The sequence below is a fragment of the Collimonas sp. OK607 genome (assembly GCF_900111995.1).
Classification (GTDB): Bacteria; Pseudomonadota; Gammaproteobacteria; order Burkholderiales; family Burkholderiaceae_D; genus Collimonas.
Genome location: NZ_FOKF01000032.1, coordinates 1 through 14,902 on the forward strand (window position 1 = coordinate 1; position 14,902 = coordinate 14,902).

Annotated in this window: 13 protein-coding genes; all 13 read left to right on the forward strand. The window is 56.0% G+C overall.

Going from position 1 to position 14,902, the window contains the following annotated elements:
• Positions 1 to 898, forward strand: an 898-nt coding sequence (gene phnA / locus BM029_RS19030) for a phosphonoacetate hydrolase (protein WP_139217289.1), incomplete at its 5' end; no start/stop codon positions are given.
• 5 nt (positions 899 to 903) lie between these two features.
• Entirely contained in the window at positions 904 to 1,455 is a 552-nt protein-coding gene (locus BM029_RS19035) for a phosphonate degradation HD-domain oxygenase (RefSeq protein ID WP_092438705.1), read from the forward strand.
• A gap of 38 nt (positions 1,456 to 1,493) precedes the next feature.
• Positions 1,494 to 2,882, forward strand: coding sequence for an FAD-dependent oxidoreductase (locus BM029_RS19040; protein ID WP_092438707.1), 1,389 nt, complete (start codon positions 1,494 to 1,496; stop codon positions 2,880 to 2,882).
• A gap of 1,259 nt (positions 2,883 to 4,141) precedes the next feature.
• Positions 4,142 to 5,857 carry a group II intron reverse transcriptase/maturase gene (gene ltrA / locus BM029_RS19045; RefSeq protein WP_092438709.1) on the forward strand — a complete coding sequence of 572 codons (1,716 nt, stop codon included), beginning with the start codon at positions 4,142 to 4,144 and terminating at the stop codon, positions 5,855 to 5,857.
• A 110-nt stretch (positions 5,858 to 5,967) separates the two neighbouring features.
• The gene (ubiE, locus tag BM029_RS19050) at positions 5,968 to 6,702 is read left to right on the forward strand and encodes a bifunctional demethylmenaquinone methyltransferase/2-methoxy-6-polyprenyl-1,4-benzoquinol methylase UbiE (RefSeq protein WP_092355829.1); all 735 of its coding nucleotides are present in this window, start codon (positions 5,968 to 5,970) and stop codon (positions 6,700 to 6,702) included.
• Between the two features lie 8 nt (positions 6,703 to 6,710).
• Complete coding sequence (locus BM029_RS19055) at positions 6,711 to 7,649, forward strand: Tim44 domain-containing protein (RefSeq protein ID WP_092438711.1); 939 nt, start codon at positions 6,711 to 6,713, stop codon at positions 7,647 to 7,649.
• Between the two features lie 100 nt (positions 7,650 to 7,749).
• Complete coding sequence (locus tag BM029_RS19060) at positions 7,750 to 8,334, forward strand: ubiquinone biosynthesis accessory factor UbiJ (RefSeq protein ID WP_092438713.1); 585 nt, start codon at positions 7,750 to 7,752, stop codon at positions 8,332 to 8,334.
• Positions 8,331 to 9,908, forward strand: a complete 1,578-nt coding sequence (gene ubiB / locus BM029_RS19065; RefSeq protein ID WP_092438715.1) for a ubiquinone biosynthesis regulatory protein kinase UbiB — start codon at positions 8,331 to 8,333, stop codon at positions 9,906 to 9,908. The genes BM029_RS19060 and ubiB overlap by 4 nt, the downstream gene beginning before the upstream one ends.
• Positions 9,909 to 9,910: 2 nt before the next feature.
• Entirely contained in the window at positions 9,911 to 10,534 is a 624-nt protein-coding gene (locus BM029_RS19070; RefSeq protein ID WP_092438717.1) for a methyltransferase domain-containing protein, read from the forward strand.
• Between the two features lie 422 nt (positions 10,535 to 10,956).
• A complete protein-coding gene (locus tag BM029_RS19075; protein WP_092438719.1) occupies positions 10,957 to 12,042 on the forward strand; it encodes an ABC transporter ATP-binding protein in 1,086 nt (361 codons plus the stop codon).
• Positions 12,035 to 12,973, forward strand: coding sequence for an ABC transporter permease (locus BM029_RS19080; RefSeq protein WP_092438721.1), 939 nt, complete (start codon positions 12,035 to 12,037; stop codon positions 12,971 to 12,973). The genes BM029_RS19075 and BM029_RS19080 overlap by 8 nt, the downstream gene beginning before the upstream one ends.
• Positions 12,970 to 13,752, forward strand: a complete 783-nt coding sequence (locus BM029_RS19085; protein WP_092417082.1) for an ABC transporter permease — start codon at positions 12,970 to 12,972, stop codon at positions 13,750 to 13,752. The genes BM029_RS19080 and BM029_RS19085 overlap by 4 nt, the downstream gene beginning before the upstream one ends.
• Positions 13,753 to 13,776: 24 nt before the next feature.
• Positions 13,777 to 14,838: an ABC transporter substrate-binding protein gene (locus tag BM029_RS19090; protein ID WP_092438723.1), complete on the forward strand. Its 1,062-nt coding sequence runs from the start codon at positions 13,777 to 13,779 to the stop codon at positions 14,836 to 14,838.
• The last annotated feature ends 64 nt before the right edge of the window (positions 14,839 to 14,902 follow it).

A 14,902-nucleotide genomic window follows, 5' to 3' on the forward strand; every position in this document is an offset into this window, starting at 1 on the left:
ATTCGAGGCCTTCTCCAACGCCGGAGCCAAGGTCGCCGTGATCACTGCCAAAGACAAATTGCGCGGTTTGCTCGGTCATAAAATGCGCGGGGGTATTTGCTTCTCGGCGGAGAAGGCCGATCAGGCCACGCTGGAGCAGAACGGCGTCGGGAATTTGCTGGAACTGGTCGGCATGCCATTGCCGTCGGTGTATAGCGCCGAATTGTCGGAGTTCGTGTTTGCCGCCGGGGTCAAGCTGCTGGAAACACAGCGTCCGGACATCATGTATCTGTCGACGACCGACTACATCCAGCATAAGTTCGCGCCCGGCACACCAGGCGCGAATGCCTTCTACGCCATGATGGATCACTATCTGACTCAGCTCGACGCGCTGGGTGCGGTAATCGGCCTGACTGCCGATCATGGCATGAACGCCAAGACCGACAGTGCCGGCACACCCAACGTGATTTATCTGCAGGACGTACTGGATGCCAAGATAGGGAGTGGTAAAACCCGTGTCATTTTGCCGATTACCGATCCCTATGTCGTGCACCACGGCGCGTTGGGTTCTTACGCTACTGTGTATCTGAATGAGGGTGCGGATCTGGCCAGCGTTTCACGGCAGATCAGCGCGATTCCTGGCGTCGAAGTGGTCTTGACGCGTGGTGAAGCTGCAGCGCGCTTTGAGTTGCCTGAGGACCGTATCGGCGATCTGGTGATCGTCAGCGAACGCCTGACCGTGATCGGCACTTCCGCCAGCCGCCACGATCTGTCCGAATTGAAATTGCCGTTGCGCTCGCACGGCGGCATCTCGGAACAAAAGGTGCCGCTGATGTTCAACCGCAAACTTGGCGCGATTCCGGCTGATCACAGGTTGCGCAATTTTGATGTATTTTTCCTAGCAATGAATCATACCTAATATATATGCTGACGATCCCGCAAATTTGCGAACTGTTCGATCGCGGCGGCCACGAGATGTATAGCGGCGAGCCGGTCAACCAGTTGCAGCACGCGCTGCAATCGGCCACCCTGGCAGAACAGGCCGGCGCTGAGCCGGAGCTGGTTTGCGCAGCGTTGTTGCACGATCTCGGACACCTGTTGAATCCGCAAGGCGAGACGCCATCGGCACGCGGCGTCGACGATACCCATCAATATTTCGCGATACCGTATCTGCGCGGTTTGTTCAGCCCCGCGGTGCTGGAGCCGATTCGTTTACACGTCGACGCCAAGCGCTATTTATGCGCCACGGATAGCGCTTATTGGGCGCGCTTGTCAGAGGATTCCAAGCGTAGCCTGGAACTGCAAGGTGGCGTTTTTTCCGACGCCGATGCGGCGAAATTCATTGCCCGCCCTTATGCCGCGGATGCGGTCAGCCTGAGGCTGTGGGATGACCAGGCTAAGGTGGAAGGAATGGCGACTCCCGATTTGCAGCATTTCTCAAAAATGATGTCTGCCTGTGCTTTAGTCACTGCTTAGTTGCCGACCAATCATTACTTACCTGGAATAGATATCGTATGCGCCCATTCTGGCTGGAAGATGCACTATCCGGCGACGGTGAGTTAGCCCCGGCGCTGCAAGGCCAGCAAAAGGCAGACGTCGGCATTGTCGGCGGCGGCTTTACCGGTTTGTGGACTGCCATCCAGCTCAAGCAGCAAAACCCGGCGCTAGACATTGCCATCATCGAAAGCGATCTGTGCGGCGCCGGCGCCAGCGGCCGCAACGGTGGCTGCCTGCTGACCTGGGCCACAAAATTCTTTACCCTGCGCCGTTTGTTCGGCGAAGCCGAAGCGGTACGTCTGGTCAAGGCCTCTGAAGCGGTAGTCGATCACATCGGCAATTTCTGCCGCGATCACAAGATCGACGCCGAATTCCGTCAAGACGGCACTTTGTATACGGCCACCGCCAAGGCGCAACTGGGCGTCTTGGATCCTGTGCTGGAAGAGTTACAACGGCAAGGCATCAGCTCCTACCATGCGCTGCCAGATGCCGAAGTACAACGTCGTTCCGGCTCGACGCGCAATCTTGCCGGCGTGTTCTCGCCGATGGCGGCGACTGTGCATCCAGGAAAACTGGTGCGCGGCTTGCGCCGTGTGGCGCTGCAGATGGGAATACGGATTTACGAAAGAACGCCGATGCTGTCGTTCACGCCCGGCGCCACGGTCACGCTGCAAACACCGGCCGGCAGCCTGCAGGTCGACAAGATGGTGTTGGCCATCAACGCCTGGATGGCCAGCCGCTTCCCACAATTCGAACGTACCCTGGCGGTAGTCTCCAGCGATATGGTGATCACTGAAAAATGTCCTGAACTATTACAGAGCATCGGTCTGACAGACGGCGTATCGGTACTCGATTCGCGCACTTTCGTCTTCTATTACCGCACTACCCAAGACGGCCGCCTGATGCTGGGCAAGGGCGGCAACACCTTCGCCTGGCGCGGTCGCATCCTGCCGGTATTCGATCAGCGCTCACCCTATGAGCAACAGCTCAAGCGCAGCCTGCACGAATTTTTCCCGGCGCTGGCCGAGGTGCCGATCACCGCCAGCTGGAACGGCCCTTCAGATCGTTCGGTAACCGGTTTCCCATTCTTCGGGCGGCTCAACGACATGCCGAATGTGTTTTACGGCTTTGGCTATTCCGGCAATGGCGTCGGCCCCAGCTACATGGGCGGGCAATTATTGTCGTCGCTGGTGCTGGGCATCGACAATGCTTGGAGCCGCAGCCCGCTGGCCGCCGGCCCGCGCGGTCAGTTCCCGCCGGAGCCGTTGCGTTACATCGGTTCGCTGGTAGTGCGCGATGCGATCCGGCGTAAGGAACTGGCGGAAGACCAGGACCGCAAACCGTGGTTGCTGGACCAGATGCTGAGCAAGTTGGCCAACGCCGCGGGTAAGGCTGACAAGGCTTAGTTGTTTTTCCGCCATGTAAGGTTGGTCATGCCGGTGGTAAATCACCCATAGATTATTTGGCAAGCCAAGCAACCCTTGGCGGGACTTGTATAATGTAAGTCTGCGTGCGACACGTGTGTCGCGATCTGCCGCTAACACGGCAAATAGTAGAACCAAAAGTGGCTCCGGCCACTCTGCAAAGATCTCCCCCGCCATTGAGGGTAAGTCTCTGATTTATTTGAAAATTATTGGAATTTTCGAGAAAAATAGAACAGAGCTGTACTCATCACATACCCAAGTTGCGTCCAACGTAATCAGGGTATTTCAATCAGACATGATGCTCCAAAAGGTTGTCACGGAAATCGAAAGTCACCAGTTGGATCGGCGATTTATCGGTCTTCAAAGGCAATTTCAGTCTACAAGACGTGCAAAGTGTCGCCTCCACGCAACAAAATTCAAGCTGTTACAAAAATAATTTTGAAACGGAGGTCGTCTCTTACCGGAGATGCTCTGAGGCGAGCCGTTGGCTCGGCGGGAAGAAAGCAAACAAAGATCGCGAGAAGTTCTGCGATGCCTTGTCGTACCCGTTATCCGTAATCTGGATGACGGTGCTGCGACCAGGTGCACGACCACCTGTTTCCTATTCGGACATGCGTTGCTGGTGACGGCAGGGTGTGAAGCTCCGAAGACAATGTACCCCCGCTTTGGCGGTGCTCTCTTTACGCGAGTGAACGAGCAGAGACTGCCAGCAGCACGGCGGTTGAGGGGCTGGAAATGCTGCATGGGTAACACATGTGAACTGACGTTTGAACCCCCGTAAACATTGAAAGGCTGAAGCTGCTATGGCCTTACCCAAAACGGGATGTGGTTGGTTATCTCTGTGCAGGCTAGGGATACGTCGTCATTAAACCACTGGGGGAGAGTCGGACCCTAAACAGTTGTTACGGCAGAGGACCGCCGTGTCGGTGTCGCAGGAAACGTGGTAAGCCTCATGCACCGCCTTCAGGTCATCGAAGGCAAGCAAACCGCAAGGGGAGCCCATGGTGGAGGAGGTATGGGAATATGGAAAAAGCGAATGCCGGTTTGTAATGAACTGGATAGGGATTCAAAATTTGTCCTGACTCGAAAGAGTGCAGACTTCCATACGGTGAAACAGTCATAAAGCAATTTGAATCGACTTAAGTAGCGTGTAATTTATCAACGCCCCGAAGGGATGTAGTTTGTCCCTTCGGGGCCAAGCTGCGTCCTCGGCGGGCATTATTACTACTCCGAGGAACAGCATGAAAGAAATCCATGGCAACGAAATGGGTTCTGCGTCTTCGCACGTCCCAACGGACTGGGCTTCCATTGATTGGAAGCGCGTTCAGAAACACGTGAGAGTCATACAGATCCGCTTAGTGAAGGCAACACAGGTTGGTGACTGGCGTCGGGTGAAAGCTCTGCAAAGGTGGCTGACCCACTCGTTTAGCGCGCAAGCGTTGGCAGTTAAACGGGTGACCCAAAATCAAGGCAAAAGAACGGCAGGTGTGGACCGCGAATTATGGAACACGCCGTTGCAGAAATACGATGCAATTGCTACGTTGAAAAAGCAGCGGTATCGACCCTTGCCACTACGGAGGGTTTATATTCCAAAATCGAATGGGAAAATGCGCCCTCTGGGCATTCCCACCATGAAGGATCGGGCCATGCAAGCCCTGTATTTGCTTGCACTGGATCCGGTTTTGGAAGCGGTCAGCGATCCGAACTCGTATGGGTTTCGGAAAAATCGCTGCACCGCCGACGCGATGTCGCAAATATTTATTCTGACAAGCCGGAAGGTCTCGGCCAGATGGGTACTAGATGCGGATATCGAGGGTTTCTTCGACAACATTAATCATGACTGGATACTCGACAACATTTGTATGGACAAGTCGATCCTTCGGAAGTGGTTGAAATCCGGGGTAGTTGACCGGCAGCAGTTGCTCGCCACCACAGCAGGTACGCCGCAAGGGGGCATCATTAGCCCCGGATTAGCGAATTGGACGCTGAATGGCTTGGAAACTGAACTTCGCCAGTATCTTGGAAAGAAATTTGGTATCACCAAAGCCGAGAAACTGAAGGTTGCTGTTGTACGGTACGCGGATGATTTTGTCATTACGGGAGCTTCAAAAGAGATCCTGGAAAACGACGTCAGGCCGTGGGTGGAAACATTCCTGGCAACAAGGGGATTGCGACTATCTGCGGCCAAGACCAAGGTCGTACACATCAATGACGGTTTCGATTTTCTGGGGTGGAACTTTCGGAAATATTCTCGCAAGAAATCCGAGGTACTACTGATTAAGCCTAGTAAGAAAAACGTGAAAACGTTTTATGAAAAGCTCAGAAATATCATCAACGACAATCTCGGCGTTAAGCAGGAAAATCTGATTCGCCTGCTCAACCCAATGCTACGGGGCTGGTCGCAGTATCACAGCCCCGTGGTTGCTAAAGAAGCGTTCACGCGCATGGACTGGTTGCTGTTTCACCGGCTCATGCGCTGGGCGAAACGTCGTCATCCAACGAAGAGCGCAGACTGGATTCGCCAGAAGTATTGGCGGTCAATCGGCAATCGGGCGTGGGTGTTTGCCGTAGACATTATCAATGCCAAAGGCAAAAAGGATGTGATGGAACTGTACTCGCTCGCGAGTACAGTCATCGATTATCACAAGAAAATCAAGGGGGCATACAACCCCTATGATCCGAAGTGCGAAATGTACGGTGAGACTCTTCGTCAGGAACGCATGGTGAATGCCATGCGATACCGAACCGAGTGGGTTAAAATGTACGTAGACCAACGAGGCTTGTGTGCGTTGTGTGGGCACGAGATGGACATGGACACCGGATGGCATGACCACCACATCGAATATCGTGTGGATGGAGGTTCCGATGCTCTTGGAAATCGCGTGCTACTGCATCCGAATTGCCATACGCAAGTGCATAGCCTTGCTTTGAAAGTTGTGAAACCGGTTCCTGCATAGGAACTTTTGTTCTGCTTGAGCCGTGTGCGATGAAAGTCGCACGCACGGTTCTTAGGGGGGAGGGATTCCGGTAACGGGTCCTTCCTACCCTCCCAAATAAGCTTGCCACCATGACCAACACCACGCATTTCGGTTACAAAACCGTCTCCGAGGACGATAAAGTCCACAAAGTTGCCGAAGTTTTCCACTCGGTTGCTCCCAAATACGATGTCATGAACGATTTGATGTCGGCTGGTTTGCATCGGGTCTGGAAAATTTTCACCATAGCCCAGGCGGCGATCCGTCCCGGCTTCAAAGTGCTGGATATTGCCGGCGGCACCGGCGATCTGGCCAAGGCTTTCGCCAAGCGCGCGGGGCCTACCGGCGAAGTCTGGCTGACCGATATCAACGAGTCCATGCTGCGCGTCGGCCGCGACCGTCTCTTGAATACCGGCCTGTCCACCCCCACCTTACTCTGCGATGCCGAGAAGTTGCCGTTTCCGGATAACTATTTCGACCGGGTATCGGTGGCATTCGGTTTGCGCAACATGACGCACAAGGATGCAGCGCTGGCAGAAATGCGGCGCGTCTTGAAGCCGGGCGGCAAGTTGCTGGTGTTGGAGTTTTCGAAAGTCTGGGAACCGCTGAAAAAACCTTACGACGTCTACTCGTTTTCCGTATTACCGTGGCTGGGCAAGAAAATTGCCAATGATTCTGAAAGCTACCGTTACCTCGCCGAGTCGATCCGCATGCATCCCGATCAGGACACACTGAAGCAGATGATGACGGATGCCGGTCTGGCGCGGGTTGAGTATTTCAATTTAACTGCCGGCGTGGCGGCCTTGCATACCGGCATAAAACTGTAGGAGCTCGCATGAAGAGATTTTTACTGGTGCTGCTGATGGTAGCAAGCACTTTGTCGTTAACAATATCGAATGCCGATGCGCGTCGCCTGGGTGGCGGCGGTTCGTTCGGCAAACAGTCGTCCGGGATTTCGCGCCAGGCGCCAAGCCAGCCGACGCAGAATTTCGGCAATACGAACCAGGCCAAACCGGCAGCACCTGCTGCTACCCCGCAATCGGTCCCGCCTAAACCGGCCAGCCCTTGGAAGGGTATCCTGGGCGGCGCTTTGCTGGGTCTCGGCCTGGGAGCGTTGATGTCGCACTTCGGCATGGGCGGCGCATTCGGTTCTTTCCTGATGATTGCTCTGCTGGCAGTCGCCGTAATTTTTGTTGTGCGACTGGTAATGCGAAGGGCCAGCAATACACCCGCACCTGCTGCCTATTCCGGTGCAAATTCACCTGCCGCCAGTTTCGACAGCAGCTCGCCCGGCTTTACGCCTGAAATCGGTTCCCGCATCAATTCCGGCCCTTCGTTCCAGCCTTCCGCATTGCAGGCGGATTCGGCCGCGGCTGGCCACAGCGCACCGTGGGGCATTCCCGCCGATTTCGACGTGCCTGGTTTCGTGCGTAGCGCCAAGACTTACTTCATTCGCCTGCAAGCCGCCTGGGATAAGGCAGATATCAACGACATCCGCGAATTCACCACGCCGGAAATGTTCGGTGAACTGCGCCTGCAATTGCAAGAGCGCGGCGCATCGCCCAACAATACCGATGTGGTGCAGCTGGACGGCGAGTTGATGGGCATAGAAACCGTCGGCAACGACTATCTGGCCAGCGTCAAATTCACCGGCTTGATCAAGGAGGTGCCGGAAGCATCGGCGGAACCGTTCACCGAAGTCTGGAACCTGTCCAAGCCGCAATCGGGGCAGGGCGGCTGGGTTTTGGCCGGGATTCAGCAGGTCAATGCCTAAGAGTGCATAAATGCTAAGGTTGTAAGCGGGCTTTAGGCCTGACAAACTGATAAACTTGGGACCGCCCGTGAATAGTCACGGGCGGTTTTGCTTTCTGACGATGACTCCTCCAATCAATTTCACGCCGATCACCGCCGCCATCAATCATTTGCTGGCGCAAGAACCGTGGGCGCAGCGCATCCTGGTCTCGCACGCGGATAAAGTCGCCTGCTTCGATGGCGGTGCAGTCAAACTGAGCTGGCAGGTCAGCGCCGACGGCCTGCTGCAAGCGCCGCCGCCGGATGCGGCCGTGAACGTCACGATTCGCGTCAACCTGGCCGATCTGCCCCTGATTGCGCAGAACCGGGAGCGCGCCTTTTCCTACGTCAAGATCGATGGCGATGCCGATTTTGCCAACGCCATTTCGCAAGTCAGCCAGGGTTTGCGCTGGGATGCCGAACACGATCTGAGCAAACTGGTCGGCGATATCGCCGCCGTGCGCATCGTGGCCGGTGGCAATGCGCTGGTTGCCGGCGCCCTGGCTACCCATAAGAAGCTGGCGGAAAACGTCGCCGAATATTTTCTGGAAGAACAACCGATGTTGGTGCGGCCACAGGCGGTATCCGATTTTACGAATGATGTCACCAGGTTGCGCGACGATCTGGAACGGCTCGCCAAACGCATCAATAAATTGAAGGCCCCATGATTCTGAAATTTCTGCGACTGTTAAAGATTGCCCGAGTTGCCATACGTTACGGCCTGGACGATATCGCGATGTCAGGCTTTGATACGCCGCGCATCTCCAAGCTGATCGATACCCTGATTTTCTGGCGCGATATTTCGGCGCCGCGCGGTGAACGTTTGCGCAAGGCACTGGAAGAGCTGGGACCGATTTTCGTCAAGTTCGGACAAGTGCTGTCGACCCGGCGCGACTTGCTGCCCGGCGACATGGTCGACGAGCTGTCGCGCCTGCAGGACCGGGTGCCACCGTTCAGCTCGGATCTGGCGATTGCGCAGATCGAAAAATCATTGAAGGCCCATCCGGATGAGTTGTTCGCAAGCTTCGAGCGTGAGCCGGTGGCTTCGGCCTCGATTGCGCAGGTGCACTTTGCGACGCTGAAAAACGGCAAGGAGGTAGCGGTCAAGGTGCTGCGTCCCGGCATGAAAAAGTCGATCGACGAAGACGTGGAGCTGATGCACCTCGCCGCCGGTCTGGTCGAGAGACTGTGGGCTGACGGCCGCCGCCTGAAGGCGCGCGAAGTAGTCGGCGAATTCGATAAATACCTGCATGACGAGCTGGACCTGATGCGCGAGGCCGCCAACGGCAGCCAGCTGCGCCGTAACTTTGCCGACTCCCATTTATTGGTGGTGCCGGAAATGTACTGGGACTATTGTTCATCGTCGGTGATCGTGATGGAGCGCATGCACGGTATCCCGATTTCGCAGCTGGATCGCCTGCGCGATGCCGGCGTCGATCTCGGCAAGCTATCGCGCGATGGCGTCGAGATTTTTTTCACCCAGGTATTTCGTGACGGTTTTTTTCATGCCGACATGCATCCCGGGAATATCCTGGTGTCGGTTGCGCCGGCCACCTTCGGCCGTTACATCGCACTTGATTTCGGCATCGTCGGCACGCTCAACGATTTCGACAAAGACTATCTGTCGCAAAATTTCCTGGCGTTTTTCCAGCGCGATTACAAACGCGTGGCAGAAGCCCATATCGAATCCGGCTGGGCGCCCAAGGAAACCAGGGTCGACGAGTTGGAATCCGCAGTGCGCGCCTGTTGCGAGCCGATTTTCGACCGGCCGCTGAAGGATATCTCCTTCGGCCAGGTGCTGTTGCGCCTGTTCCAGACTTCACGTCGCTTTAATGTCGAGGTGCAGCCGCAATTGGTGCTGCTGCAAAAAACCTTGCTCAACGTTGAAGGTCTGGGTCGCCAACTTGATCCCGAGCTCGATCTGTGGAAAACCGCCAAGCCGCATCTGGAACGCTGGATGAGCGAGCAAATGGGCTGGCGCGGCCTGATCCAGCAGTTGAAGATCGAAATGCCGCGCTACAGCAAGCTGCTGCCGCAACTGCCGCGCCTGGCGCATCAGGCGTTGACCCAGGTGGTGGAGCCTATGGTTGAGCAAGGCAACGAAATGATGTGGCGGCTGATTGCAGAACAGCGCCAGACCAACCGCTTCCTCGGCATGCTGGTGTATGTCGGCGGCGGCTTGGCGGCAGGGGTCCTGTTGACGCTCTTGTATCTGCGCTTCGGACACATGATTGGGTGGTGAGTATGGCTAAATCCGATACCACTCCCAAGTTTGCCCATCGTGATCCATCCCATCCGGATTTCTGGAGCGAGCGTTTCGAGCAGGATTTCATCCCCTGGGATAACGGCGGCGTGCCGCAGGCGCTGCAGCAATATCTGACCCGCAGCAAACCGGTAACGACCTTGATCCCGGGTTGCGGCAGCGGCTATGAAGTCGCGTTACTGTCGGACGCTGGTTGGGATGTGATCGCCATCGATTTTTCCGACGCTGCCGTGAACGCAGCGCGCACGGTGCTGGGAAAATGGTCGGAACGCGTGTTGCAAGCCGATTTCTTTACCTATCAGCCGCCGCAGCCGCTGGAGCTGATTTACGAACGCGCCTTCCTGTGCGCCTTGCCGCCGGCTAAACGCGCCGCCATTGTCAGCCGCTGGGCCGAGTTGTTGCCGGCAGGTGCGACATTGGCCGGCTTCTTCTTTTTCGACGATAACCCGAAAGGCCCGCCATTCGGCATCAGCCGGGCCGAACTGGAACGCTTATTGCATATCGATTTTGAGCTGATCGACGAGCGGGAAGTGACCGACTCCATCGCCGTGTTTGCTGGAAAAGAACGCTGGATGGAGTGGCGACGGCGCGCGCAGGGTGTGTAAAGGCAAAATGGAAATGTCCTCTTTTTGAATGTTTTGTACGCTCTACGCGACAAGCAGCACGAACTAACCGGGGTCAGAGTGAACTTTCGGTATGCTTTATCGCCGAAACTTCACTCTGACCCCGCTTAGTGGACCACGGAGCAGAAGTCGTAAAGCGCAAAGAAACAAACCTGCAATAAGTGAATTGCCTTTCTCCGAACCGTGACGTGGGGTCGGAGTCAAGTTTCGCGATAAAGCCTGCGAAAGTTGACTCCGACTCCAGATCACTATGTCGTCGATTCGCAACTGAATGGCGAGCCTGCACTCCGGATATCACGGTAACGCGTGGGCACGATATGCCCCCCTGCGCTGGCTTTTTTCACATAAATTGCAGTCACCTTGCTACAATTGGCGGTTTTTCGCCCTCCTGGATCTGAAGACATATGGCGCTGCTCGAAATCCGTAATGTCAGTCGTCGTTTTGGCGACTTTGCCGCAGTTGACAATATCAGCCTGTCGATTGAAGCCGGCGAATTCTTTACTTTGCTAGGCCCTTCCGGCTGCGGTAAAACCACTTTGCTACGCATGATTGCCGGTTTCGACCTGCCCGATTCCGGCCAGATCCTGCTGGATGGCGTCGATCTGGTAGGCAGCCCGCCGGAGCAGCGGCCGGTGTGCACCGTATTCCAGAACTACGCGCTGTTTCCGCACATGACGGTCTCAGCCAATATTGCATTCCCCCTGAAAATGGCCAAGGTGCCAGCCGACCAGATCCGCTCCCGCGTCGAAGAGGCGTTGGAAGATGTACGTCTGACCGGTTTCGCCGCCCGTTTCCCGCATGAATTGTCGGGTGGTCAACGGCAACGGGTTGCTGTCGCCCGCGCTTTGGTGTCGCGCCCCAAGCTGCTACTGCTGGATGAGCCGCTGTCAGCGCTGGACGCCAAATTGCGCGAGCAGATGCAGATCGAGTTGATCAATTTACAAAAAGAAGTCGACATCACTTTCGTCTATGTTACTCACGATCAGGGTGAAGCGCTGGCGCTGTCGCACCGGATCGCGGTCATGAACCGTGGCAACGTCGAGCAGCTGGACGAGCCTTCACGCATCTACAGTTATCCACGCACCCGTTTTGTGGCCGACTTCATCGGCACCTGTAATTTGCTGGACGGCGAGATTGCCAGTATCGACGGCGCTTCCATGCAACTGGACGTGCCCGGCCTCGGCCTGGTCAATAGTGCGGTGCCTCCTGAAGCGGCAACCGGCCGTAAAGGCACTCTGGCTTTGCGACCGGAAAAAATCCACATCAGCGCCGAGATCGGCACCGACACCGCCGAAAACCACTTCAAGGGTTTCGTCAAAGAGTTGTTGTATCTGGGCGACGTCACCGTCTACATCGTACAGACCGAGGGCGGCACCACGATCGAGGCCTTGCTGGCGAATTCGGCGGCCGGCCGCGCTAAATTCTTTGAAGTCGGCGATATGGTGGATATCGCCTGGCAATTCGACGCAGGGCATTTCTTGTATGAGTAAGGTTGTCAATGCGGTTGCCAGCGAGGCGGCAAAGAAGCTGTCCAAGGCAGCAGAGAAACGCAGCCGCATGGCGCGCTGGCTGATCAGCGGCCCGCCGCTGTTCTACTTGCTGCTGTTCTTCGCCATCCCCAGCCTGATCATGGTGTTCGCCTCGATCCGTTATGCCGGCGACTACGGCGGCCTGGCGCCGGTCTTCGACGAGGCCGGCAAGCTGAACCTGACACTGGAGAATTTCCAGCGCTACACTTCCGATTTCATCTACACGGCGATCTTCCTGAAATCGCTGATGTACGCAGTAATCACCACCTTCTGCTGCCTGCTGATGGCTTATCCACTGGCATTGCTGATTGCACGCAGCCCCAAGAAATATCGCGATCTGCTGATTCTGCTGGTGATCCTGCCGTTCTGGAGTAACTTCCTGATCCGCGTCTATGCCTGGATGATCATCCTCGGCCCGCAGTCCGGCCTGACCCAGGCCGTCAACTATGTGCTGGGGCTGGCCGGTATCGAGCCGGTACGGCTGTTGTTTACGGCGTTTTCGGTGATCGTCGGCCTGGTCTATGTGCATCTGCCATTCATGGTCTTGCCGCTATACGCCAATCTGGAAAAGCACGATCCGGCCCTGGTCGACGCCGCGCAGGATCTGGGTGCTTCGGCCTGGCAGCGTTTCTGGCGCATCACTTTCCCGCTGTCCTTGCCCGGCGTCTACGCCGGTGCGGCACTGGTCTTCATCCCGGCGCTGGGGATTTTTGCGGTGTCTGACATCCTGGGTGGTACCGGTAGCGACATGATAGGTAATGTAATCAAACAGCAATTCCTCGAAACCCGCGACTGGCCGTTCGGCAGCGTGTTGTCCATCGTCCTCACGGTGGCGGCCCTGATCGCCGCCGGCATTGCGGTGCTGGTAGCAAAGCCGAGGAGAACCGCATGACTAAAGTAATCCGACGTCCGCTCGGCTTGTGGCTGGTAGCGCTGGCCGTGTACGCTTTCCTGTACGTGCCGTTGATCATCGTGGTGGTGTACTCCTTCAACGACTCGCAACTCAATGCCGAGTGGGTCGGCTTCACACTGGATTGGTATCGCAAGCTGTTTCATAACGACGAGATGCTGAAAGCCGCCGGCAATTCCCTGATGATCGCGCTGGTCGCCAGCGCCGCATCTACATTGCTGGGCACCATGGCTGGTTTTGCCATGCATCGCTACAAGCTGAAATTGCTGCCCTTGCTAGTGCTGACGCCGATCGCGATCCCGGAGATCCTGGTTGGCGTGTCGCTGCTGATTTTCTTCGTGATGCTAAATATCACCCTCGGACTGGTCTCGATCGCCCTGGCGCATATCGCGTTCTGCATAGGTTTTGTAGCGATTGTGGTGCGCTCGCGCCTGTCTGGCATGGATGAAAGCCTGACCGAAGCGGCGCGCGATTGCGGCGCGACGCCGATGCAAGCGTTCCGCCTGGTTACGCTGCCGTTGATCATGCCAGGTGTCGTAGCGGGGGCCTTGATGGCGTTCACCTTGTCGATCGACGACTTCGTGATTACCTTCTTTACCGCCGGCGCCAACGCCTCCACCTTGCCGCTGCAGATCTATTCGATGATCAAGATTGCCGTCACACCGGAGGTAAATGCAGTCTCTACCTTATTGATGGGGTTGACCCTGCTGCTTATAATCATCGCTTCCAAGCTGGCGCCAAACGCCATCCGTTCTTCGTAAATTCGTCCGCATATCAGGATTGCCATGAAAAAACTGCTTACCGTCGCGACTCTCTTGTTTGCCAGCTTCTCGGCCCAGGCTGCCGATGAATTACGCTTGTATAACTGGAACAATTACATTGCGCCGGAAACCGTGCAGCGTTTCGAGGCCTTCTGCAAATGCAAGGTGGTGCAGACTTATTATGGCGACAATGAAGAAATGCTGGCCAAGCTGGCCGCCGGCGCAAAAGGCTATGACATCATCGTGCCGACTGGCAATGCATTGGACGCATTGATCAAGCAACAAGCCCTGCTGCCGCTCGACAAGAGCCAGTTGCCGAACCTGAAGAACGTCAATCCGGCCTACCTGAATACCGATTTCGACAAGGGCAACAAGTACTCCGTACCCTATGCCTACACCGTGACCTTGATGGGTTACAACGATCAAAAGATGAAGGAACTGGGGATTCCGGTTGATAGCTGGGCGGCGATTTTCGATCCCAAGATCCTGGTCAAGATCAAAGGCAAGGTAACCGTGCTAGATTCCGCCAATGAACTGATGGCGGCAGCGCTCAAATACCTAGGCTATTCCGCCAACGATACCGACGAGGCGCACTGGCAGCAAGCAAAGGATGTGATCCTCAAGGCTAAACCTTACTGGGCGGCGTTCAACGGCAGCAGTTATATCAAAGAATTAACGGTCGGCAATATCTGGCTGGCGCACGGTTATTCGAATGACATCTTCCAGGCAGATGTCGATGCCCAGAAAGCCGGCCGCAAATTCCATATCCGCCACGCCATGCCGAAAGAAGGTGCGGTGCTGGCGCTGGATAGCATGGTGATCCACAAAGCGGCGCCGCGGCCAGACCTGGCGCTCAAGTTCATCAATTTCATGCTGGATGGCAAGAATGCTGCCGAACTCAGTAATCTGATCGGTTCCGGCAATCCGAACGCCGATGCTGCCAAGTATATCAAGCCTGAAATCGCCAACAACCCGGCGATTTTCCCGGACAAGGCAGGTTTTGCCAAGCTGGAGATGCTGAAAGACTTGAACAGCAAGCAACGGCGCGCCATGAACCGTATGTGGACTGAGATTCGCGCGCGCTAGTTCTTCCGTGCACGGTTTTACGTGATGCAAAATTAACAACGGCGACGCCAATTAATGGCGCCGC

Coding starts and splice junctions, on each gene's coding strand:
- BM029_RS19035 (WP_092438705.1), top strand. CDS start 904: ATGCTGACGATCCCGCAAATTTGCGAACTGTTCGATCGCGGCGGCCAC.
- BM029_RS19040 (WP_092438707.1), top strand. CDS start 1,494: ATGCGCCCATTCTGGCTGGAAGATGCACTATCCGGCGACGGTGAGTTA.
- ltrA (WP_092438709.1), top strand. CDS start 4,142: ATGAAAGAAATCCATGGCAACGAAATGGGTTCTGCGTCTTCGCACGTC.
- ubiE (WP_092355829.1), top strand. CDS start 5,968: ATGACCAACACCACGCATTTCGGTTACAAAACCGTCTCCGAGGACGAT.
- BM029_RS19055 (WP_092438711.1), top strand. CDS start 6,711: ATGAAGAGATTTTTACTGGTGCTGCTGATGGTAGCAAGCACTTTGTCG.
- BM029_RS19060 (WP_092438713.1), top strand. CDS start 7,750: ATGACTCCTCCAATCAATTTCACGCCGATCACCGCCGCCATCAATCAT.
- ubiB (WP_092438715.1), top strand. CDS start 8,331: ATGATTCTGAAATTTCTGCGACTGTTAAAGATTGCCCGAGTTGCCATA.
- BM029_RS19070 (WP_092438717.1), top strand. CDS start 9,911: ATGGCTAAATCCGATACCACTCCCAAGTTTGCCCATCGTGATCCATCC.
- BM029_RS19075 (WP_092438719.1), top strand. CDS start 10,957: ATGGCGCTGCTCGAAATCCGTAATGTCAGTCGTCGTTTTGGCGACTTT.
- BM029_RS19080 (WP_092438721.1), top strand. CDS start 12,035: ATGAGTAAGGTTGTCAATGCGGTTGCCAGCGAGGCGGCAAAGAAGCTG.
- BM029_RS19085 (WP_092417082.1), top strand. CDS start 12,970: ATGACTAAAGTAATCCGACGTCCGCTCGGCTTGTGGCTGGTAGCGCTG.
- BM029_RS19090 (WP_092438723.1), top strand. CDS start 13,777: ATGAAAAAACTGCTTACCGTCGCGACTCTCTTGTTTGCCAGCTTCTCG.